21 protein-coding genes are annotated in these 21,776 nt (G+C 34.7%); 10 read left to right on the top strand and 11 right to left on the bottom strand.

All coding sequences use genetic code 11. From position 1 onward, the window contains the following. Positions 1-3 precede the first annotated feature (3 nt). On the top strand, positions 4-720 hold the full coding sequence (locus ACJJVI_RS02030; RefSeq protein ID WP_036584538.1) for a response regulator transcription factor: 717 nt from the start codon (positions 4-6) through the stop codon (positions 718-720). Here ACJJVI_RS02030 and miaA read toward each other — a convergent pair. The 6 genes from miaA to uvrA all read right to left on the bottom strand — a co-directional run bounded on the left by miaA (position 717) and on the right by uvrA (position 11,493). Beyond that, entirely contained in the window at positions 717-1,676 is a 960-nt protein-coding gene (miaA, locus tag ACJJVI_RS02025) for a tRNA (adenosine(37)-N6)-dimethylallyltransferase MiaA (RefSeq protein WP_348022344.1), read from the bottom strand. The genes ACJJVI_RS02030 and miaA overlap by 4 nt on opposite strands. Beyond that, positions 1,630-2,493, bottom strand: a complete 864-nt coding sequence (locus ACJJVI_RS02020; RefSeq protein WP_405350030.1) for an ion transporter — start codon at positions 2,491-2,493, stop codon at positions 1,630-1,632. The genes miaA and ACJJVI_RS02020 overlap by 47 nt, the downstream gene beginning before the upstream one ends. Continuing rightward, positions 2,493-4,907: a thiamine pyrophosphate-dependent enzyme gene (locus ACJJVI_RS02015; RefSeq protein ID WP_405350028.1), complete on the bottom strand. Its 2,415-nt coding sequence runs from the start codon at positions 4,905-4,907 to the stop codon at positions 2,493-2,495. The genes ACJJVI_RS02020 and ACJJVI_RS02015 overlap by 1 nt, the downstream gene beginning before the upstream one ends. A 58-nt stretch (positions 4,908-4,965) precedes the next feature. Next, on the bottom strand, positions 4,966-7,785 hold the full coding sequence (locus tag ACJJVI_RS02010; protein WP_405350026.1) for an aminopeptidase: 2,820 nt from the start codon (positions 7,783-7,785) through the stop codon (positions 4,966-4,968). Positions 7,786-7,862: 77 nt separating this feature from the next. Next, positions 7,863-8,552 (bottom strand): TIGR00730 family Rossman fold protein, encoded by a 690-nt coding sequence (locus ACJJVI_RS02005; protein WP_042270141.1) that lies wholly within the window; start codon positions 8,550-8,552, stop codon positions 7,863-7,865. Between the two features lie 106 nt (positions 8,553-8,658). Further along, positions 8,659-11,493 (bottom strand): excinuclease ABC subunit UvrA, encoded by a 2,835-nt coding sequence (gene uvrA / locus ACJJVI_RS02000; protein ID WP_405350024.1) that lies wholly within the window; start codon positions 11,491-11,493, stop codon positions 8,659-8,661. Positions 11,494-11,746: 253 nt separating this feature from the next. Between uvrA and ACJJVI_RS01995 the strand changes: the two genes are divergently transcribed. The 3 genes from ACJJVI_RS01995 to ACJJVI_RS01985 all read left to right on the top strand — a co-directional run bounded on the left by ACJJVI_RS01995 (position 11,747) and on the right by ACJJVI_RS01985 (position 12,968). Then, entirely contained in the window at positions 11,747-12,229 is a 483-nt protein-coding gene (locus ACJJVI_RS01995; RefSeq protein WP_042270143.1) for a hypothetical protein, read from the top strand. Positions 12,230-12,312: 83 nt separating this feature from the next. Then, the gene (locus ACJJVI_RS01990; protein WP_042270145.1) at positions 12,313-12,765 is read left to right on the top strand and encodes a hypothetical protein; all 453 of its coding nucleotides are present in this window, start codon (positions 12,313-12,315) and stop codon (positions 12,763-12,765) included. Beyond that, positions 12,765-12,968 carry a helix-turn-helix transcriptional regulator gene (locus ACJJVI_RS01985; protein WP_036584559.1) on the top strand — a complete coding sequence of 68 codons (204 nt, stop codon included), beginning with the start codon at positions 12,765-12,767 and terminating at the stop codon, positions 12,966-12,968. Before ACJJVI_RS01990 ends, ACJJVI_RS01985 begins: the two co-directional genes overlap by 1 nt. Here ACJJVI_RS01985 and ACJJVI_RS01980 read toward each other — a convergent pair whose 3' ends face one another. Further along, positions 12,969-13,676, bottom strand: a complete 708-nt coding sequence (locus tag ACJJVI_RS01980; RefSeq protein ID WP_042270147.1) for a hypothetical protein — start codon at positions 13,674-13,676, stop codon at positions 12,969-12,971. Positions 13,677-13,733: 57 nt separating this feature from the next. On the opposite strand from ACJJVI_RS01980, the gene ACJJVI_RS01975 reads away from it, so the two are divergent. After that, positions 13,734-14,255 carry a hypothetical protein gene (locus ACJJVI_RS01975; protein ID WP_042270149.1) on the top strand — a complete coding sequence of 174 codons (522 nt, stop codon included), beginning with the start codon at positions 13,734-13,736 and terminating at the stop codon, positions 14,253-14,255. Positions 14,256-14,379: 124 nt separating this feature from the next. Here ACJJVI_RS01975 and ACJJVI_RS01970 read toward each other — a convergent pair whose 3' ends face one another. Continuing rightward, positions 14,380-14,922, bottom strand: a complete 543-nt coding sequence (locus tag ACJJVI_RS01970) for an inorganic diphosphatase (RefSeq protein WP_036584563.1) — start codon at positions 14,920-14,922, stop codon at positions 14,380-14,382. Between the two features lie 193 nt (positions 14,923-15,115). Here ACJJVI_RS01970 and ACJJVI_RS01965 point away from each other — a divergent pair, with 193 nt between their 5' ends. The 3 genes from ACJJVI_RS01965 to ACJJVI_RS01955 all read left to right on the top strand — a co-directional run bounded on the left by ACJJVI_RS01965 (position 15,116) and on the right by ACJJVI_RS01955 (position 18,700). Further along, the gene (locus tag ACJJVI_RS01965) at positions 15,116-16,261 is read left to right on the top strand and encodes a vWA domain-containing protein (RefSeq protein ID WP_405350022.1); all 1,146 of its coding nucleotides are present in this window, start codon (positions 15,116-15,118) and stop codon (positions 16,259-16,261) included. 124 nt (positions 16,262-16,385) lie between these two features. After that, the gene (locus ACJJVI_RS01960) at positions 16,386-17,849 is read left to right on the top strand and encodes a hypothetical protein (protein ID WP_042270153.1); all 1,464 of its coding nucleotides are present in this window, start codon (positions 16,386-16,388) and stop codon (positions 17,847-17,849) included. A gap of 11 nt (positions 17,850-17,860) precedes the next feature. Next, positions 17,861-18,700 (top strand): hypothetical protein, encoded by an 840-nt coding sequence (locus ACJJVI_RS01955; protein ID WP_405350020.1) that lies wholly within the window; start codon positions 17,861-17,863, stop codon positions 18,698-18,700. On the opposite strand, the gene ACJJVI_RS01950 is transcribed toward ACJJVI_RS01955, so the two are convergent. After that, positions 18,697-19,446 (bottom strand): co-chaperone YbbN, encoded by a 750-nt coding sequence (locus tag ACJJVI_RS01950; protein ID WP_042270157.1) that lies wholly within the window; start codon positions 19,444-19,446, stop codon positions 18,697-18,699. The two genes, ACJJVI_RS01955 and ACJJVI_RS01950, sit on opposite strands and share 4 nt — an antisense overlap. 154 nt (positions 19,447-19,600) lie before the next feature. Between ACJJVI_RS01950 and mazG the strand changes: the two genes are divergently transcribed. Next, the gene (gene mazG / locus ACJJVI_RS01945; RefSeq protein ID WP_405350018.1) at positions 19,601-20,374 is read left to right on the top strand and encodes a nucleoside triphosphate pyrophosphohydrolase; all 774 of its coding nucleotides are present in this window, start codon (positions 19,601-19,603) and stop codon (positions 20,372-20,374) included. Between the two features lie 58 nt (positions 20,375-20,432). On the opposite strand, the gene ACJJVI_RS01940 is transcribed toward mazG, so the two are convergent. Further along, positions 20,433-20,588, bottom strand: coding sequence for a YqaE/Pmp3 family membrane protein (locus ACJJVI_RS01940; RefSeq protein ID WP_036584577.1), 156 nt, complete (start codon positions 20,586-20,588; stop codon positions 20,433-20,435). Positions 20,589-20,774: 186 nt separating this feature from the next. Here ACJJVI_RS01940 and ACJJVI_RS01935 point away from each other — a divergent pair, with 186 nt between their 5' ends. Continuing rightward, positions 20,775-21,473 carry a hypothetical protein gene (locus ACJJVI_RS01935; protein ID WP_405350016.1) on the top strand — a complete coding sequence of 233 codons (699 nt, stop codon included), beginning with the start codon at positions 20,775-20,777 and terminating at the stop codon, positions 21,471-21,473. Here the strand turns inward: ACJJVI_RS01935 and ACJJVI_RS01930 are convergent. Continuing rightward, the gene (locus tag ACJJVI_RS01930) at positions 21,468-21,638 is read right to left on the bottom strand and encodes a YqaE/Pmp3 family membrane protein (protein WP_042247515.1); all 171 of its coding nucleotides are present in this window, start codon (positions 21,636-21,638) and stop codon (positions 21,468-21,470) included. The two genes, ACJJVI_RS01935 and ACJJVI_RS01930, sit on opposite strands and share 6 nt — an antisense overlap. Between the last annotated feature and the right edge of the window lie 138 nt (positions 21,639-21,776).

Raw genomic sequence — 21,776 nt, 5'->3', positions numbered from 1 at the left:
CTTATGGAAACTGTAAACAAAAAGATTCTTCTTGTTGAAGACGATCCCAACTTTGGGACAGTATTAAAAGATTACCTAATGATGAATGACTTTGACGTGGTGCACGCAAAGAATGGAATGGAAGGGTTTGAAAAATTTAAAAAAGATAACTATGATCTTTGTATCCTAGATGTAATGATGCCATATAAAGATGGTTTTACACTAGCCAAAGAAATAAGAGAAAAAAATGAAGAAGTGCCTATCATTTTCTTAACTGCAAAAGCAATGAAAGAAGATGTTCTTAGAGGTTATAAGGTAGGAGCAGACGACTATTTAAATAAGCCATTTGACAGTGAAGTATTGCTTATGAAAATCAAAGCAATCATTCAACGTAAAGGAGCAGATAGTCTAGCAGATTCTAAAGAATTTGAATTTCAGATTGGTAACTTCCATTTAAATTCAAAACTTAGATTCTTAACTCTTAATGATAAAGAGCCTATTAAATTATCTCCTAAAGAGAATGAGTTATTGCGTTTACTCGCATTACATCTTAATGATCTAATGCCTCGTGAACTTGCACTTACTAAAATATGGAGAGATGATAATTACTTTACCTCTCGTAGTATGGATGTATATATTGCAAAACTACGTAAGTATTTAAAATCTGACGAGAACGTAGAAATCGTGAATATTCACGGTGAAGGATTCCGTTTACTAGTAAAAGATCAAGTAGATTTTTAATTATTAAAGTCCATAAGTTTTTCACTTACTCGCTGCACAATATCTGTGTGGCGAGTTTTGTAGTGAAACCACATCACGTCTTGGTCCTTACGATACCAGGTCATTTGTCTCTTTGCAAACCTGCGTGAATTTCTTTTAATTAACCGTATTCCTTCTTCTAAATTGTAACTGTTTTCAAAAACACCCATCAATTCTTGATAACCAACAGTTTTTAAAGAGGTGAGATCTTTAAAGAGTAATAGTGATTTAGCCTCACTAACAAGACCATTGTTGATCATAATATCAACTCTAGCATTGATACGATCATACAATTCATCTCTTGGAGCTTCTAGACCGATTTTAATGATATTAAAATCTCGTTGCTGCTTAACACCAGATCGATATTGAGTAAATGTATTTCCTGTAGCTCTACAAATTCCTAAGGCGCGTATTAATCTTCTCGGGTTTTGTAAATCAACCTGATTATAGTATTCAGGATCTTTCATTTTTAGTTCCTCTTGTAAAGCTTCAATCCCATCTTCCTTATAAAGTGATTCGATCGCATCATTTATTGTATCAGGAACTTCTGGTAATTGATCTAGACCGTGTGTCACCGCTTTTTCATATAATGCACTGCCGCCTACCATGATTACTGTGTCACGTGATTTGAATAAGTTTTCTAGCAATTTAACAGCATCTCTTTCAAAATCTCCAACTGAATAGGAATCATGAATACTTAAGTTTTGAATAAAATGATGATTAGCTTCTGCGAGTTCTTCCTTAGATGGAACAGCGGTACCTATCGTCATTTCTTTAAAAAATTGCCTAGAGTCGCAGGAAATAATTTCTGTTTTATACGCTTTCGCGAAAGCAATACTTAAAGCAGTCTTTCCAACTGCGGTAGGCCCTACAATAACAATAAGATTTTTTTTAGTCATGTAATGGATAGCCACATTTGTGACAGAATTGAGCAGCATCTTGATGCTTTTTGGCTAGACAATTTTGACAGACTTGAGTATTCACATGTCTATAATTAGGGCTTTCAGATCCAAGGATGTCGCTTTTGCTTTTTAAATCTTGAGCATATTCAGCACTTACAATTCCTGTGGGTACTGCAATAATTCCGTAACCCATAATCATAATCAAGGTAGCTAGAAATTGACCTAAAGGTGTCTCTGGAGCGATATCACCAAAGCCTACGGTAGTCAATGTAACGATACACCAATAAATTGATTTAGGGATACTGTCAAAACCATGTTCTGGTCCTTCAACAAGGTACATTAAGGTTCCAAAGATGATTGAAACTACCATGACTGCAAATAGAAAGACCGCAATCTTGGGGCCACTAGATTTTATGGCTTTACTTAATTTATCTGCTTCACCTATATATCTAGTTACTTTTAAAATTCTAAAAACTCTTAAAAGTCTCAAAGATCTTACAGCCAGTAGCGCACTGAAACCGCCAAAGAAAAAAGTAAGATACAAAGGTATGGTCGATAAGAAATCGATAATCCCGTAAAAGCTAAAAATATACTTGGTCGGTTTATTAATTGAGATGACTCTCAAAATATACTCGATAGTGAAAAAGATGGTTACTATCCACTCTGCAGTGATAAACGTAATAGCATATTTTTCACCTAATCCAGGTATGCTCTCTAGCATTACCAGTATTAGACTTATGACAATAAGAACTAACAATATAACATCAAACCACTTTCCAGCAGGCGTGTCTGCTTCATAAATTATTTCATGAATCTTACGTTTCCAGGCAGGTGCAGATGTCGTATTATGCATTAATAATTTTTAGGATATTTTGCAGGTTGAGCTTCATTCATGATAGCATATACTTTATCAAATATATCATCTACACTAGGTTTAGAGAAATAATCGCCATCTGTACTATATGCTGGTCTATGTGCTTTTGCAGCTAGAGCTTGTGGTTTACTGTCTAGGTATCTCCATGCATTTTGTTCATCAACGATTTTTTGTAAAATAAATGCACTAGCGCCGCCAGGTACATCCTCATCGATTACTAATAGACGATTTGTTTTTGCAACGCTATCCTTAATTTCTTGATTTATATCAAAAGGTAGTAAAGATTGTACATCGATAATCTCTATGTCAATTCCGGCTCTTTCTAATTCAACTGCAGCTTCTTCTATAAGCCTTAAGGTTGATCCATAAGATACTACGGTGATATCTTTTCCTTCCTTAAGAATTTCTATTTGCCCAATAGGTGTTTTAAACTCACCTAAATTGACAGGTAGTTTTTCTTTAAGTCTATAACCGTTAAGACACTCTACAATTAGCGCAGGCTCATCACTCTCTAACATGGTATTGTAAAAACCAGCGGCTTGCGTCATGTTACGTGGTACTAAGACGTGAATACCTCTTACAGAATTGATGATTCCTCCCATAGGTGAACCACTATGCCATATTCCTTCTAGTCGGTGACCACGTGTTCTTATGATAAGTGGAGCTTTTTGTCTTCCTGCCGTTCTATATTGAACAGTAGCAAGATCATCACTCATTATTTGTAAACAATAGAGTAGGTAGTCTAAATATTGAATCTCTGCAATAGGTCGTAAGCCACGCATTGCGAGACCTATTCCTTGACCTAATATCGTCGCTTCACGTATGCCTGTGTCAGACACTCGCAGCTCACCATATTTTTCTTGCATGCCTTCCAACCCTTGATTTACATCACCTATCTCTCCAGCATCTTCACCAAAAATCATAGTATCTGGACGAGAGGCAAAAATAGCATCAAAGTTATCTCTCATGATTAAGCGAGCATCTACTTCTTCAGAGTCATCATTATATTTTGGTACAACAGCTTCAATTTTAGTAGCTGCCTGGGCAGATTCACTATATAAATGACTGCTGTATTTATTTTGAATTTCTTGACTATAACCATTCAACCATTGGTTAAGAGCAGTGATAGCTTCACTATTTTCTTTTAACGTATAGCGCAATGTTTTACGCACTGTTTCAAGAATTTCTTTACGGATGGGCTCTTTAGTAGATTTAAGGTTTTCTATCATCGGTTTGATAAAAACACCATCTGCAGACTGGTTAGCTACATTTTCTAATAAAGGAAGTACGGCATCACGCTCTTGTACAATAGGATTGATAAAAGCAGACCATGCAGCTTTCTTTCCATCGCGTACTTGCTTTTTAATATCCTTTTCAATAGCTGATAACTCATCATCAGTCGCAAATTCATTATCTAATAACCATTTACGGAACTGTACATTACAATCATAAGTACGTTCCCATTCCAGACGTTCTTCATTCTTATAGCGTTCATGAGATCCACTAGTACTATGTCCTTGTGGCTGAGTTAATTCTTGAACATGGATCAGTACTGGTACATGTTCTTCGCGAGCAATTTTGCTTGCCTTTTCATAGGTTTCTACTAATTCTACATAATCCCAACCTTTAACGGTCATGATTTCAAAACCAGCATCCTCATGATCACGCTGGAAACCAGCTTGTATTTTAGAAATGCTTTCTTTTGTTGTCTGATGTCTAGCATGTACAGAGATACCATATTCATCATCCCATACACTTATAACCATAGGTACTTGTAAGACACCTGCGGCATTAAAGCTTTCCCAGAAATGTCCTTCACTCGTACTTGCGTTACCTATCGTTCCCCAAGCTACTTCATTACCTTTATTTGAAAAGCCGTTATCTTCAGGAATTAAGTCATTATGTCTGTAAACCTTAGATGCTTGAGCAAGCCCCAGAAGTCTAGGCATCTGTCCAGCAGTAGGAGAGATATCTGCACTTGAGTTTTTCTGGTCGATCAACCTTTTCCAGCTTCCATCTTCATTTAAACTATGTGTTGCAAAGTGTCCACCCATTTGACGACCAGCGCTCATAGGTTCTTCTTTGATATCTGTATTTGCATAAAGACCGGCAAAAAACTGTTCTATAGTTAATTCGCCTATTGCCATCATAAAAGTTTGATCACGATAATATCCACTACGGAAATCACCATTTTCAAAAGCACGTGCCCATGCTAATTGAGGAATTTCTTTTCCATCACCAAAAATTCCAAATTTTGCTTTACCGGTAAGTACTTCACGACGTCCTAAAAGGCTACATTCACGGCTAGTTACCGCAATCTTGTAATCTTTAATCACTTCTTGTTTGAAGTCAGATTTTACTAGTTTTTGTTCTTGGATTTCTTCTGTTTGCATAGCGCTTTTTCTATAATTGCAAAGGTAATGATTAAGCAGTCGAGATGCAATAGCCTTTCTAATACCAACGCCTCGTAAACAAACCAGTAAGAGTATTTAAATCTAGTGTGAGTATAAATCTTACTCGCTGGTCATAATCGCCTTGACCTACTTCCCAGCCATTGCTACTATAAATAGGTAAGTAGACTTCAAAATAATCTTGTAATAAATTTAATCTTAAACCAGAATCATAAACGCCAGCAAGTGGAGTGTTACGGTTTTTAACCACACCTACATCTGCATATGCAAATACATATTTCCAGATACTATATGATGTATTAACCGTGCTTATAAATTGGTTTGCGTATGGTGTTTCTAGTTGTGATTTAAAACCACCTTCGGCAATGATAAGTTGTTGTGAGAAGAAACCACTTTCATCTGAGCGACCATAATAATTATAATCAAATAGGTAATCTGTAGGTCGGTCTAGTGCAAATGAGAAAAAGTTTCCATCATTTTGAGTCTCGTTATGTAAAAATGCACCGCTAAAAAACCTGATGTTCAATTGTCTATTGTCTTTAAACAGTTTTCTCCACTGTGTTCTGAATGTCGCCTTACTAAATCTGCTAGAGACTTCAACGCCTGCGTTATAGCTAAAATACCTCTTAAAGTTACGATCTTGATTATTATAGTTGATTGAGAAAACGTTATAATCGGGCTCATTAACTGGATTTGCAGGATCTCTATCCCTATCTACTAATACGTTTCTGAAGGTAAGAAATGATCTTTTATTGCTACGCAAATCTTTAGGTCTGAAACCTAAATTAAGCCAGGCACTCGCACGACGATAAAGTAAATCATCTGCATAAGAAAAACGATTTGCAGACACGCCATAGCGCACAAAATAAATGCTCTCATCATGTTTTTCTAAATTATGTGTATAAGATAAACCGACAGATCCAATTACTTTGTTAGAGTTCAGACCATAAATAGGTTTTATAGTATATCTGAATGGCTTAGGTAATAATGTCCCATTTGAAAATCGTGCTCCTACAGTGACTCCATCATACACATTAAATCCTAAGTCAGGCATTAAGAAAACTTGTGCTCTTTCTGGATCTTCAATGTCTTTAAAAAGTCTGAATTCAATAGGTCTATTTTGAGCAAATCCTTTTAAAGTTTTATAGTTATCATGCATGGTAAACTCTGGTATGAGTTTTTCATAATTGAGAGAAATTCTGTTGGCACGCTTTCGCGAAAGCGTAATCACAGTATCTTCTACAACATGATCAATCCATATTTTTTCAACGATACTATCTTTATCGAGACTGTAGAGAGCTATAGGAAGATCTCGATCTGATTTGTTTTTAAGAAATACTTTTACGGAATCACCTATGTTTTTTACTCGCTTGATTTTCCAATCCATGCGAGTGTATTTTGTAATATAATCTTTAAAGAACCAGTCGATGTCTTTAGTGTTCTTACTTTCTAGAATAGTTTTAAAATCACTGACGTGAGATAATTTCAACTTGTTTTTTTGATAAAACTCTTTAATCGTCTGGTCTACAGAATTATTGCCAGAATAATCTTGAAGATATTTTAAGCCTATAGCAGCTTTATTGATGATTCCTAATTGTTGATTGTACTTTACCAGTGAGTCTGATCTAGTTGTGATACTTTGATCTAGATTCAATCGAGCGGTGTTTAAGTATAAAAAGTTATACTGATCATTAAAATCTAATTGTGTGATATTGAATCCTCTTATTCCCCAAATATTACTAAGCTTACCTGCTATTTTTAAATTTGGATAATAGGTCTGGTTATATTGTTGTAATAAATAGACCATCATACCATCTTGTAGCCAGTTTTCATCTCTGGGATGTAATCTGGCACCACTTTCTAACCATTTTCTGGTCATGGCTTTAATGACTTTTATTTCATAAGTAAAGCCAGCAGGAAAAGGATTGATAAAGCTAGGTAGTGAACTTAAACCATAAACAGGATCTTCTCTATAATATCGATCTGTAATGAGCATATTAGGATATGCATATGACCCTAATTTTTCATTCAAAAATCCAGAAATACGGTCAATGAATAAAGCTTTTAATTCTGGTGGTACATCACCATCTTCAATATCTGTGGTAACATTTAAATCAGGAACTCCAAAGTTTTTATAACGTTGAAGATTTTGTTCAAGGTAAAGCTCTACATGGGCTAGGTGGTTGCCTTTTAATAAGTAACTGTTTTTGTAATCTGTTAATCCAGAAGTTATAATAGGTGCATTAGTCACTACTTGATGAGAAGTAGGCAGGTGCAAGGATATAGAGTAATTTGCTAAAGCTGGATAGTAGTCGTTAATTCCTTTATGCGAGAAATATTGCCATTCATCTTGATCAAATACTGCTGGCGTGATATACCAGTAACGCAATGCATAATTGCCTGTACTACTTTTACCATAACCTGTAAAGTCATCTTCTGGTATTACTATATCATATTGCCAAACAATTGTTTTAGATGCGCCTGGTAATAATGGCTCATTAAGTATTAACTCGATAATATCAACTTGATGAGGTAGCCTTTTTATTGTAAAGTCTAAATTTGCTGTGGAAGATTTAAAGACCGTTTTACCACGATCATCTTCTGGAGCAAATTGAAATTTATTTTTAAAATCCTCGGCAAATCGATTGGCTAGCGGTGTATCTTTAGAACTGAAAGCATGTGCCCAATCCAGCATTACTATTTTATCCCAACTCACATCGCTGTCGTTTTTTACAATCATAGAGTCTTTGATGTGCAAAACATCAGACTCTGATTCTAAAGTAGCGATCACATGGTGTGAGTGCTGTGCTTGTGAAATACAAGACAACATCAAAAGCAAAATAAACGTAAGTTTTCTCAAATCGTTATGGTATTTGCTTTGGTAGGTTAGCAGTGTACAGAATATTAACGAATAAAATACGAGATTAGTTTTAAGTTTTAGAAGTTAGGACTTAAATCATACTTCTGATAAAACTCATTGATAATAGCAACAGCCTCATCTGATGTGTCCACAACATGTAGTAAATCGATGTCTTCAGGACTAATAGTAAAGAACTTCTTATCTAGTGTGCCTTTAATCCAATCTAGTAATCCACTCCAGAATTCAGTTCCTACTAGAATGATAGGGAACTTACCAATCTTATTAGTTTGAATTAAGGTAATTGCTTCAAACAACTCATCTAATGTACCGAATCCACCAGGCATAACTACAAAACCTTGAGAATATTTTACAAACATTACTTTTCTTGCAAAAAAGTAGTCAAAATCTAGACTCTTATCGTGATCGATATATGGGTTATCATGCTGTTCAAAAGGCAATGCTATATTTAAACCTACAGATGTACCACCATTAAGGTGGGCACCTTTATTACCTGCTTCCATAATACCAGGTCCACCACCGGTGATAACACCATAGCCATTATCTACAATTTTACCAGCAATTTCTGTCGCTAGTTGATAGTATTTATTATCTGGTTTTAATCGTGCGCTACCAAAAATAGATACACATGGACCGATACGACTCATGCGCTCAAATCCCATTACAAATTCAGATAATATTTTAAAAGTAGCCCAACTGTCGTTAGTCTTCTTTTCATTCCATCCTTTTTCTCTAGCTTCTTTTCTCATAATATTTTTAATTTCTTAATTAAACTGGCGCTTTACCACTTAATCGTTGTGTTTTATATTATTGCTATTAATGATTAATAGCAAAAATTCTTTTATTGAAAGTCCATCACATGCCTAATTCTTTCTTCAAGAATCGTGCAGTGTGACTCGTTTTATGTTTTGCGACCTTTTCTGGTGTTCCGGTAGCGAGAATTTCTCCACCACCACGTCCACCTTCTGGACCTACATCTATAATATGATCAGCAATTTTAATCACATCCATATTATGCTCAATAATTAGTACTGTATTTCCTTTATCGACTAATTTATTAAGAACTAGCAATAATACTCTAATATCTTCAAAATGCAATCCTGTAGTAGGTTCATCTAGTATATAAAAAGTATTACCAGTATCTCTTTTAGATAATTCACTGGCAAGTTTAATACGTTGCGCTTCTCCACCAGATAGAGTAGTGGATTGCTGTCCTAGCGTGATATACCCTAGACCTACATCTTTTATTGTTTTTAATTTGCGATAAATTTTAGGAATAGGTTCAAAGAAGTCTGTTGCTTCATTAATAGTCATATTAAGAACATCACTTATTGATTTTCCTTTATAACGTATTTCTAGTGTTTCCCTATTGAATCGTTTTCCCTGACAGGTCTCACAAGTGACATAAACATCAGGTAAAAAATTCATTTCTATCACACGCAATCCACCACCTTTACAGGTCTCACAACGTCCGCCCACTACATTAAAGCTAAATCTACCTGGCTTATAACCACGTATCAATGCTTCTGGAGTTTTAGCAAATAGACTTCTTATCTCGTCAAAGGTTTTAGTATAAGTTGCTGGATTGGAACGTGGTGTTCTTCCTATAGGACTTTGGTTAATGTCAATTACTTTATCTACTGCATCTAGATTTTTAATGCTTTTATAAGGTTTAGGTATTTTTACTCCATTAAAAAAATGAGCATTCATGATAGGGTAGAGCGTCTCATTAATCATGGTTGATTTACCGCTACCAGAAACTCCAGTCACGACAATCATTTTACCTAGTGGCAAATCGATAGAAACATTCTTAAGGTTATTACCGGTGCAACCTTTAAGCGATATTTTCTCACCGTTTCCTTTACGTCTTGTTTTAGGGACTTCAATTTCTAGCTTACCATTCATATATTGAGCGGTAAGTGTATCATGATTAAGTATTTCTGCCGGTGTACCTTTTGAAATGATTTCACCACCATATTTTCCTGCCCGTGGACCTATGTCTATGACATAGTCTGCACGCTCAATCATATCTTTATCATGTTCTACAACTACCACACTGTTACCAGTATCCCTTAAAGACTCTAGAGAATTAATTAATTTCTCATTATCTCGTTGATGTAGTCCAATACTAGGTTCATCAAGTATATATAAAACACCTACTAATTGTGAACCTATTTGAGTAGCAAGTCTTATTCGTTGTGCCTCGCCACCTGAAAGTGATTTGGCACTACGGTTTAGCGATAGATAGTCCAGTCCTACATCTAGCAGAAATTGCAATCTAACACGTATTTCTTTTAAGAGCTCTGTGGCTATCTGTTCTTGCTTTCGCGAAAGCGTGCTTCCCAAATCATCGAACCATTCTACCAGTTCTGCGATGTCCATATTTGCTAACTGCGCGATGTTCATTTCATTAACCTTGAAATAGAGCGATTCTTTGCGCAATCGTGCTCCTTCACAAGATGGACAGTCTATATGATCCATAAACTCTTTTGCCCAACGTTGTAGAGAGGTACTATCATTATTTGTAAAAGTCTGATCTATAAAGTTTGCAATACCTTCAAAATCTATTTTGTACTTACGTTTTACACCTAGGTCTTTAGAATTAACTTCCAAAGACTCATTACCACCATAAAGAATCATTTGAATAGCCTCTTCTGGAATTTTATTTATGGGATCAGTAAGTTTAAAATTAAACTTTTGAGCGATTAGATCCAGCTGCTTAAAAATCCAATCCTTCTTCATGGTAGGATAAGGCGCGAGACCACCTTTAGAGATTGAAATGCTGTGGTCTGGTAATATTTTATCTGGATTTACCTGGTATAATTTCCCGATACCATTACACTTTGGACAGGCACCTTTAGGTGAGTTAAATGAGAAGTTATTAGGTTCAGGTTCTGGATAAGAGATGCCTGTTTCTGGACACATTAATGTTCTAGAGAAATAACGTCCTTCTTTATCGCCAGCTTTAACCAGCATAAGAATATCGTTCCCGTGATACATTGCTGTATTTATGGAAGCATCTAATCTTTTAATATCTTCTTCACTATCGCCAGGTACAATACGATCTATGACTATTTCAATATCGTGTGTTTTATAACGGTCTAGCTTCATCCCTTTTTGAATGTCTAGAATGACACCATCTACACGTACTTTTACAAAACCTTGTTTTGCAATAGATTCAAACAGCTCGCGATAATGTCCTTTTCTTGAATTAATGACTGGCGCAAGAATATTGATGCGGTCTCCTTTATACTCATCAATAATAAGGTCCCTTATTTGCTCGTCGCTATAGCTTACCATCTTCTTACCTGTGTTATAAGAATAAGCATCACTGGCTCTTGCAAAAAGCAGTCTTAAAAAGTCATAAATCTCTGTAATCGTTCCTACTGTACTACGCGGACTTTTACTGGTCGTTTTTTGTTCGATAGCGATTACTGGAGAAAGGCCATCTATTTTATCTACATCTGGACGTTCTAATCCACCTAAAAACTGGCGTGCATAGGCACTGAATGTTTCTATATAACGACGCTGACCTTCAGCATATATAGTATCAAATGCTAGCGATGATTTACCTGAACCAGATAAACCAGTGATCACCACTAATTGCTCACGTGGTATATCAATATCGATATTCTTAAGATTGTGTGCTCTTGCACCTTTTACTTCAATAAATTCTTGAGGTCTCGCCATAGTTTTTTGCAATCTTGCGAAGTTACTTAAAGCGCTTTAATATAGAGTTTAAAGTCTACTTAAAGTTATGTGATAATGTTTATAGGATTGTTACGTTGATTAACTTATTTAACGTACTGTTCATCCTTTTTATGTTAATTGATTTATACGGTTAAACAGATAAAATGGGAAGTGGTCTAAAAAACAACTTTTTAAAAACCAAAGGAGAATTAAACACGTCTATAATATCTATTAATCTTTAAAATACGCTTTTATGAAGCATTTATACCAAACCCAAAATGACCAATTCTCTGTCGCTTATTTCCTTTTAAGAACAATTCTAGGTGCATATTTAATCTATCATGCTAGTTTAAATCTTTTTGATTTTGATGCTTTTTACCTAGATAGTATTAATTATTCTAATAAGACCGGTTTTCAAAGTTTACTAGGAATAGTATCCCCATTTCTACCATTTGTTGAGCTGTTTATAGGTGTCCTTATCTTAACCGGTTTATATACGTCAGTATGTTTGCGCTGGTCTATTATTTTAGGGATTCTGGTAACTATTTTTCTTCATATAAGTGGAGATTATCAAGCGGCGCTATGGCATACCTACTTAATTGTCGCTAAAGTTATATTAGTTAGTAATCTATATTACAATAGATTATCTGTAGACTATTATCAACTTTGGCAAGTATATAATGAGACAGAATCTGAAGATGTAGAAGAGTACATCAAATATGAGACTATTGAGTAAATAAAAAAAAATAATTTGTAAAGTATAGTATTTTTTCCATAATGTAAAGTATATTTGTCATTATTATAAAATAACTTTACAATATGAAAAATTCTGTTTTAAAAAGATTTTGCGAGTTAGAAAAAAAAGGTGGTGCATTTCCATTATTACCAGCTTCATTTTTATGGATAGGTATAGGAGTATGTGTTCTTTCTATTCTTACAATGACAATAGTAGCCTTACAGGCAGGTGATCATGTTCTTTTTTTTAAGGAATTGTGTATGCATTTTATTTTAGTTGGTCTTTTTATGATGACACTAGCTAAAGATAAAAATGAAGATGAACGCATTAAAAGATTAAGGTATCGAGCGTTTGCTTTTGCATTTGTATTAGGGACATTTACGCTATTGATGATGAGAATAGTAGTCGTTACAATTAATAGTATCAAAGATGAGTTACCACAGGAATGGGAATATGATCAGAGTTTTTTCTTTATTATCTCTTCATATCTGTTTTATTATCTAATGTACTTTCAGATTTTTAAAAAGCAGTTGTAATGAAGAATACAGTTCATGTACAACGTGCGATCCATCAGATGAATCAAACAGAATTAGCTCAAGCTATTGGTGTATCTAGACAAACGATAAGTTCTATTGAGAAAAATAGATATGTACCATCGACCGTACTAGCTCTCAAAATGGCTAGACTTTTTAAAGTACCTGTTGAAGATATTTTTATTCTTGAAGAAAGTGATGAGTGATTATTTAATCACTTTCACATCAGTAACGGGTATTTCTATACCATACAGGCTACGTGTAGTTGGTAAAGGAAAACCACCATCCGTCATTTTCCAATCGCTCCATTTTGCCTCGATACCATCAAAAGGGATAATACTTACCCACATTTTAAAAGCTATAGGAACATTGTTCTCATCAACTTCCCATAGGTAAACGTCACCAGGAGTTGATCCACCAGATTTATAACGTACTAGTAGTTTTCTTTTCCCATCCTCTTCAATGAGCTCGCGCTCTGTGCCAATATCAAAAATTTTATATGGCGCAACAACCCAAAAACTATCATTATTAAAGTTTTTTGAAGCATAGGCAATGGCATCTTCTAGTTCTTTACCACTCAGTTTTTGATCACCTTTCCATGCAAAACTTATTTGTGGATATTGAGTTGCATAAGCAACTTTATAATCTTCCCAGTAAACATCCACCGCATTTTGCTGGACTTTCCATACATATTTATTGACACCTCTAAAAGTCCAATGAATTTCTTTTACTTGCGTAAAATCTTTATTGTTAATCGACTCAAGGATAGCATATCCTAGCTCATCTGCCGCAGCACCTTTTTCTCCTTGCGGTACATCGTCATTAAAAACTATTTTTAAAACGATAAAAACGACTAAAAGTAAAGCAAGTATCCCTAGAACGATTTTTAATAAAATTCTTCCGATTTTTTTCAAAGCTGAATGTTTTTGTGCAATTTCGGGTCAAAGATAATGGACATAATAATATAACAAATGAAATTACTAGGAATAGGCTCAAGAATTAATCATGACTCATATGGTTTTGGTGTCGTTACTAATGTTACTGCAAAACATTATTGGGTTACTTTTCAAAAAGGCGGATTAGAGACATTAGATCTGGATGAAGAATTTGAGGTTATTGAGGCCTGTGAGGATGACGTGGATACGGTAAGTTTTTATGACGTAGAGAAAAGCTTAAGAGAGATATTAGAACGATTCTCTGACGTGACGCAAATCGTTCCTCTTGCAGATAAGTATAAGAATGGTACTATGGTGCTCAAACCAGCAGATTCTAACCTGTCTGTAAAAGAAATACCTATTAACACTTTCTGGCATAAAATTGTCATGCTGCGAGATAGACTACGTGTTATGGAGCAAAAGATCAATAGCTCAGATCTAGATGATCAGGCTAAAGTTGATTTACAACAGTACATTACAAGGATATATGGTAGCTTAACGACATTTAACGTATTATTTGCTAGTAAAGAACAGCAGTTTAAAGGTAGTGGTAAGTAGTTTATGGAATAGCATCTTCAACTTTGAGCTGATGAATACTGCGGTAAAATATTTTCAAAAAAAAATCCAGCTCTTAGAGCTGGATTTTTTTTACATCACTACTTAAAGTAGGTAAGTAGAAGGCCTATTGATTGTTAGGAAACTTCTTTTTATAATCTTCAATAGATTGTTTAACGATTTCCATCGCCTTATCACGACCTTGAAACTCTTCAACCTCTACAGTTTTATTTTCTAATTTTTTATAATCTTGGAAGAAATTACGCATTTCTTTTTTCCAGAATTCTGGTAATTCACTTACATCATTAAAGTGAGCAACAGACATATCGTTTGCAGCAACAGCGATAATTTTATCGTCCATCTCGCCACCATCTAACATTTGCATGACACCTATTACTTTAGCCTCTACCAAACACATAGGTACAATCTCTATTTGAGAAAGTACTAGAATATCTAGTGGATCTTCATCATCACAATAGGTTTGTGGGATGAAACCATAGTTGGTTGGATAATACATAGAAGAATAGATAACTCTATCCAGTATCAACATACCAGAATCTTTATCTAATTCATATTTTGCTCTTGTATTCTTAGGGATTTCAATAATTCCCATTACTTTTTCTGGCGCATCTTCGCCATAACTTACATCATGCCATGGATGTTGTCTCATAGTTCTCTGTTTTTCAAGGCAGCAAAAGTAGTATGGTTTACGCTTTCGCGAAAGCATTTTCTGATTAACTTATCGATAAAAGTGGTCAGTTTACACCTAAAACAGATTTTTTTAACCATTTCTAAACTTTAAACCCATGTTAAATTGAATCTTCAAGGAAGGAAATGCCATTTTTCACGACTATCTTTAACCTATGATGCAAGAAAGAGCAGGATTTAAATTTGAACTTTTTAACCCTAAAGATGTTGATCCATTTGATAAACTATTTGGGATTTTTAAAGAACTTATTACACACACTTCAGGTGATTTTGATGAGGCCATTGACTGGCTGCGTGAGCTTGATAAAGAATATAAACTTACCACACCAGATTACACTGTTGATGATTTTATTAATGATCTACTAGAACGTGGATTTATAAAGCAAGAAATAGATCCCAACGCCGGCGGTGATGGAAGTGGTGATGATGAAAACCCAGCCGGTTTTACAATCACTGCAAAGACAGAACAACTATTACGCAAGCATGCCCTAGAACAAATCTTTGGTAACATGCGTAAAGGAAATAGCGGGAATCATAAAACAGGTAAACTAGGCCAAGGTGATGAACACAGTGGAGATTATAGAGCTTATCGTTTTGGTGATGGATTGGACCTTATTTCTATGACTGAGAGTTTGCGCAATGCGCATATCAATCATGGTATGGGAAACTTTAACCTGACTGAAGATGATCTAGTGGTAGAAGACACACAGTTTAAAGCCCAAATGTCTACCGTGTTAATGATCGATATCTCACACTCCATGATTTTGTATGGAGAAGATCGCATCACACCTGCAAAAAAAGTAGCGATGGCACTGGCAGAGTTAATAACGACTCGTTATCCTAAAGACACTTTAGATATTATCGTTTTTGGGAATGATGCGTGGCCTATTAAAATAGCCGATTTGCCTTACCTCAAAGTAGGTCCTTATCATACCAACACGGTAGCTGGATTACAATTAGCCATGGATATACTGCGTCGCAAGCGTAATACCAATAAGCAAATCTTTATGATCACAGATGGGAAACCGAGTTGTTTGCGATTAAAAGATGGTCGATATTATAAAAACAGTAATGGACTCGATGAGTACATCGTAGAGAAGTGTTATACCATGGCGGCACAAGCACGTAGATTACATATTCCTATAACCACATTTATGATTGCCAACGATCCTTATCTACAACGATTTGTAGATGAATTCACCGAAGCTAATCAAGGAAAAGCCTTTTTTACCGGACTGCAAGGTCTAGGTGAAATGATCTTTACAGACTATGAAGCAAATAGAAAGAAGAGATTGAAGTAAAATTAAACAGAAATATCATAAAATAATATACAATGTCAGTCAGAGCTTGTCGAAGGCTATGTTTTAACTAACCATAAATGTTAATACAAACTGTAAACTGCCTACTGTAAACGGAGACAAAAACATGAACATAGAAAAAATAAATACATTAGGTCAACTTAAAAAGTCAGGATGGAAATCGAGATCTATAAAAGATGAACTAAGAGATAACCTAAGAGAAAATATAAAAAATGGTATCGATTCTTTTACAGGGATTCATGGTTATGAAAATACCGTAATTCCAGAATTAGAGCGAGCGATTTTATCCAGGCATAATATCAACTTACTAGGATTGCGTGGTCAGGCAAAAACCCGACTTGCTCGATTAATGACAGGTTTGCTAGATGAGTATATTCCATATATATCAGATAGTGAGATACATGACGATCCATTAGCACCATTATCCAGGACTGCCATTGAGTTGATAGAAAAACATGGTGACAAAACACCCATCTCGTGGTTGCATAGAGATGATCGTTTCTATGAAAAACTTGCCACACCAGATGTTACCGTGGCAGATTTAATAGGTGATATAGACCCTATAAAAGCGGCAAACCTTAAACTAAGCTATGCAGACGACCGAGTGATCCACTATGGAATGATACCACGTGCCAATCGATGCATTTTTGTAATTAATGAATTGCCAGATCTACAAGCACGTATTCAAGTAGCATTATTCAATATTCTGCAAGAAGGCGATATTCAAATACGTGGTTTTAAGTTGAGGTTAGAGCTCGATATGCAATTTCTATTCACGGCAAATCCTGAGGATTATACCAATCGAGGTAGTATCGTTACACCGCTTAAAGATCGTATAGGTTCACAAATTTTAACGCACTATCCAGAAACCATAGAAATCGCCAAAACGATTACACAACAAGAAGCTCGTAAGGATGAACGTACTGAAAACACCGTAATTGTTCCAGAATTAGCAAAAGACTTGTTAGAACAAATTAGTTTTTGTGCACGTGATAGTGAATATGTAGATGAAAAGAGTGGTGTAAGTGCACGTATGAGCATCACTGCTTATGAAAACTTATTGAGTACTGCAGAGCGTCGTGCACTGATGAATGGAGACGATTCCACCACATTACGCTTCTCAGACTTCACTGGTGTCATTCCTTCTATTACTGGTAAAATAGAGTTGGTCTATGAAGGCGAGCAAGAAGGTGCTGCCTTTGTTGCAAATGAATTAATAGGAGATGCGACAAAGAAATTGTTCCCAGAATATTTTCCTGAAATTAAGAAACTTCAAAAACCGGATGAAGAAACGCCTTATGACAAGCTACTAGAATGGTTCTTTAATAATGATGGCTTAGAATTACTTGATGAACTCAATGATGCAGATTATAAAGCATTATTAGATCAGGTAACGCCATTAACAGACCTAGTTGAAAAATACCAGCCAGAATTCCCTATGGAAGATCGTTATCTCTTGAAAGAATTTATTTTATGGTCTTTGGTAGAGTTTGATAAATTAAGTAAAAAACGATTTACTGAAGGATATCAATTTAATGATTTATACAGTAGTTTTATCAAAGGGATTTAAAATAATAACTTTTGAAAAGATTACTATTATTCATTATACCGTTATTTCTGTGGAGTTGTGCTGATAAAGTGCAACTTCAAGAAATGACAGAAAAACTAGCTAATATTATTCAAGATGCTTATAACCATGACAAGGCAGCTGTTTTATCTGATTATTTTGATGCTATTGAATTCTCAAAAAGGGTAAGAATACCTGAATTGCGACCAGGTGAAAAACCACCTCAAATTGTATTGAACATTATTCACCAGATGTTTGAAACATTTAATAATAATTTATTTGAACATCTTGCTGTAAATGCTTCAAAATTAAATTTGTTACACATTCATAAAAAAGACGATGTCATAAGGCTTACTTACATTCTGGAGAATGAAGAATCTTTCTATAATTATTTAGTTTTCTATATTTCTCCTAATAGTCAAAAGGGATTTGAAATAGCAAACATATATAGCGTTTATGATGGATTAAGTCTAGGTCAAAACGTAAATCAATTTGCCAGTAGATATGGATCTAATTCTATGATTTTTTTAAATGGCTTAATGGAGGCAAATAATATCTATCTAGAAGCAGAGTCGTACATGAATCAAGGTGACTTCAAAAAAGCATATCAATTATTGGACTCCATCGATGATAAACATAAGAATGTTCAAAAATATGCCGCCTCTAGGTTAAGATTGTCTGAGTATGTTGATAATGATACTTATAAGAAAGAGCTTCAAAATATGCAATCCATTTCACCTAATCGACAAAGTAAACTATTATATCAATGTATTATTGATGGACTGGATAATGAAGATGAAGAACGATATATAGAATGTTTTATTGAACTAGAAAACCTGCTTTTTGAAACTTAAGCTTCTAATTTTGTAATCAACTCCTCAATAATTCCGGTAAACTCATTATTCTTTTCGGCTTTTCTTTTTGCTTTTTTAGCCATTTTAAGAGCTTTTCTATTTTCACCATTTTTAGCGAGTAAGTGCGCATAGGTTTCTAGGTTAGAAGTAAACTCTTCAAGCTCTATTGAGCGTTGAATTAAAATAAGTGCGCAAGCTATATCTTGTGGATCAGTAAGTTTTTGATAAATTTTCCAAGATAATGCATTGAGTTGGTGCGCATCATACCAGATGGTCTCTAGATTTTCTACTGTAAGTTTAGGGTTTGCACCTGCAATTAATTCATGTTTTGAAGGTTTGCCACGGTAGGCAAGTAGGTTTCCTTCAATAGTCATGTCGTCATGTCTTTCTATCATATCAACCATATCTTCACGTTTAACGGCGCTACCTGTACGACCAAGCACACGCCCGTTTTTAATAAAAAAGTAGGCAGGAATCGAATTCACTTTTAAAATATCGTCGGCAATATTACTGTCGGTATCCATAAAGTATACTGTGGTATCCACGGTTTCATCCTCATCAATGTCTTGCATGATAGGTTTCATATAACGACATGGACCACACCAGGACGCTGTAAAGTATAAAACCTTAAGCTGGTTGTCCTCTAGCATTACAGTTTCTTCCATACTTTCATCAGTGACCCAGTTTTGGGCTAGAGTTGGAATGGTTATAACAAGTGCAAAAAAGCTTAAAAGTATCTGTCGCATATCGGATTGTTTGATATAATAGGAACTAATTTTATGCCATCTTTATTGTGGCGATAGGATTGTTTGAATTACGCTTTCGCGAAAGCGTAACAAATATAACTGCTATACCTCACAATTTAATAATAGAAAAACCATTTACATAGTTATAGAAAAAATGAATAATAGAAAAGAGCAACTCGCAGCACTGGATAGGTTATTAACTATAATGGATGAACTGAGAGAAGGTTGTCCATGGGACCGTAAGCAAACGCTAGAATCTTTACGTCATTTAACCATTGAAGAAACCTATGAGTTAGGTGATGCAATTTTAGACAATGATAGAGTAGAGATTCCTAAAGAGTTGGGCGATTTACTATTGCATATTGTCTTTTACTCTAAAATAGGATCAGAGACTGATGAGTGGGATATAGGTACTGTGGCAAATGGTATTTGTGATAAATTAATTTCTAGACATCCACACATCTATGCAGATGTTGAGGTGGCAGATGAAGAAGAGGTAAAGAAAAACTGGGAAGCTCTTAAACTTAAAGAAGGAAAAAGCAGTGTTCTAGAAGGTGTGCCTAAATCCTTGCCAGCACTGGTTAAAAGCTCTCGTATCCAAGATAAAGTAGCAGGTGTTGGTTTTGACTGGGAAAAACCAGAACAGGTAAAAGAAAAGCTAGACGAAGAACTAGATGAATTGCAAGTTGAGGTTGATAAAGGAGATCAAGATAAGATTGAAGCCGAATTTGGTGACGTACTATTTTCTTTAGTCAATTACGGAAAACATCTAGGAGTCAATCCCGAAGATGCCTTAGAGAGAACCAATAAGAAATTTATAAAACGCTTTCAGTATTTAGAAACCAAGGCCAAAGAAATAGGGAAGCAACTAAATGATATGACACTGGCAGAGATGGATGTGTACTGGAATGAAGCTAAGAAGATGTAATATAAAAAAGCCAACTTTTGATAAGTTGGCTTTTTAAATATATATATGTTTTGTGGCTTTATTTGGCAGTTACATAGAAGGCATGTATAACTCCTGGAACAAAAAATATTAGGGTAAGAATTAAATTTATTATAAAATCTTTACCTATTCCTTTATTCATTGCGACACCTACTGGTGGAATAAAAATGTTTAAAATAATGGTTAGAATACTCATGATTGATGTTTTTGATTTACTCAAAGTTATATGAATTTTTAACTTTTTTTCTTAAAAATTATTGAATTGATAATATATTAACTTGTTTAGTGTGTTTACGTAATAAGACTTGTTGAATGTATTATCGTTGTTTTATAGAACGATTATATCTATATTTTTCTATTTTAGTTGCTGTAAACTACACATATGAAACATTTTTTACTTTTTTGTTTTTTCAATGCAAGCTTATTCTTAAGTGCTCAAATAGTTATAAATCCCAATCCAGTTGATATTAATTCTGGGATTCTTACCATTACTTATGGATCACAAGGTGATTATTCCTTATTTGATCCTATGGGAGATCCTAATTTACTTCTTTATACAGGACTTCAAACAGATGCTGATCCGTTAACATGGGATTATCATGATGACTTTAGTGATACCAATACATTTGTGGTTTTTAATTTTGACACCACCTTAAATGCATATGTTGCACAAATTGATGTGGCTGGTAGAATGTATCAAGAAGAACCTAGTTTAAACGTGGTGAACTTACCAGCCAATACTGTTGTAAATGATTGGTACTTTATTATCGCCACGACTGATCTATCTAGACAAAGCGCAGATTTGAAAGGATCTGATTATGGATGGCAAGCGGCTACATTAAGTAATAAGATTGCCAATAAGGATTTAGGTGTTAAAGCTGTAAAAAACGTATTGCTTTTTAGTAAGAAAGAATTTTATGAGATTGAATTGTATGACCTTACTGGTCGTTTAGTGTTGAAAATCAATAGAAGAATGGAAGAAGACTATCTCGAGATTTTAACGATGCAACCTAAAACATTTTATATTATTAAAATTAGTGGATTACAAGGTCAGCAAGTATTTAAACATTACTTTTTATAAAACTCGGTTTTTTTGTCTAGTAATATAAAAGGCATGAATAATACCTGGTATAAAGAAGAATAAAGTCAATAAAATACTAATTGCAAAATCGTTATGAACTCCTCTTTTCATAAATACACTTACAGGTGGAGCTAGAACGTTAAGAATTATAGTCAGAGTACTCATTGCTTTTTCCTACAAAAGTATAGTGAACATGTTTCCTTTCGTGTTAAAATTGATATAAAATAAATTTATTAAGTTGACAGGTATGATTAACTCGCTTAATAGTGCATTTTTACGTAGGATTTTATCATTACAAAGTTT

The organism is Nonlabens sp. Asnod3-H03 (assembly GCF_045063665.1).
Taxonomy (GTDB): domain Bacteria; phylum Bacteroidota; class Bacteroidia; order Flavobacteriales; family Flavobacteriaceae; genus Nonlabens; species Nonlabens ulvanivorans.
The sequence above is the reverse complement of the archived record's forward strand: the minus strand, read 5'-3'. Positions and strand labels throughout refer to the sequence as shown.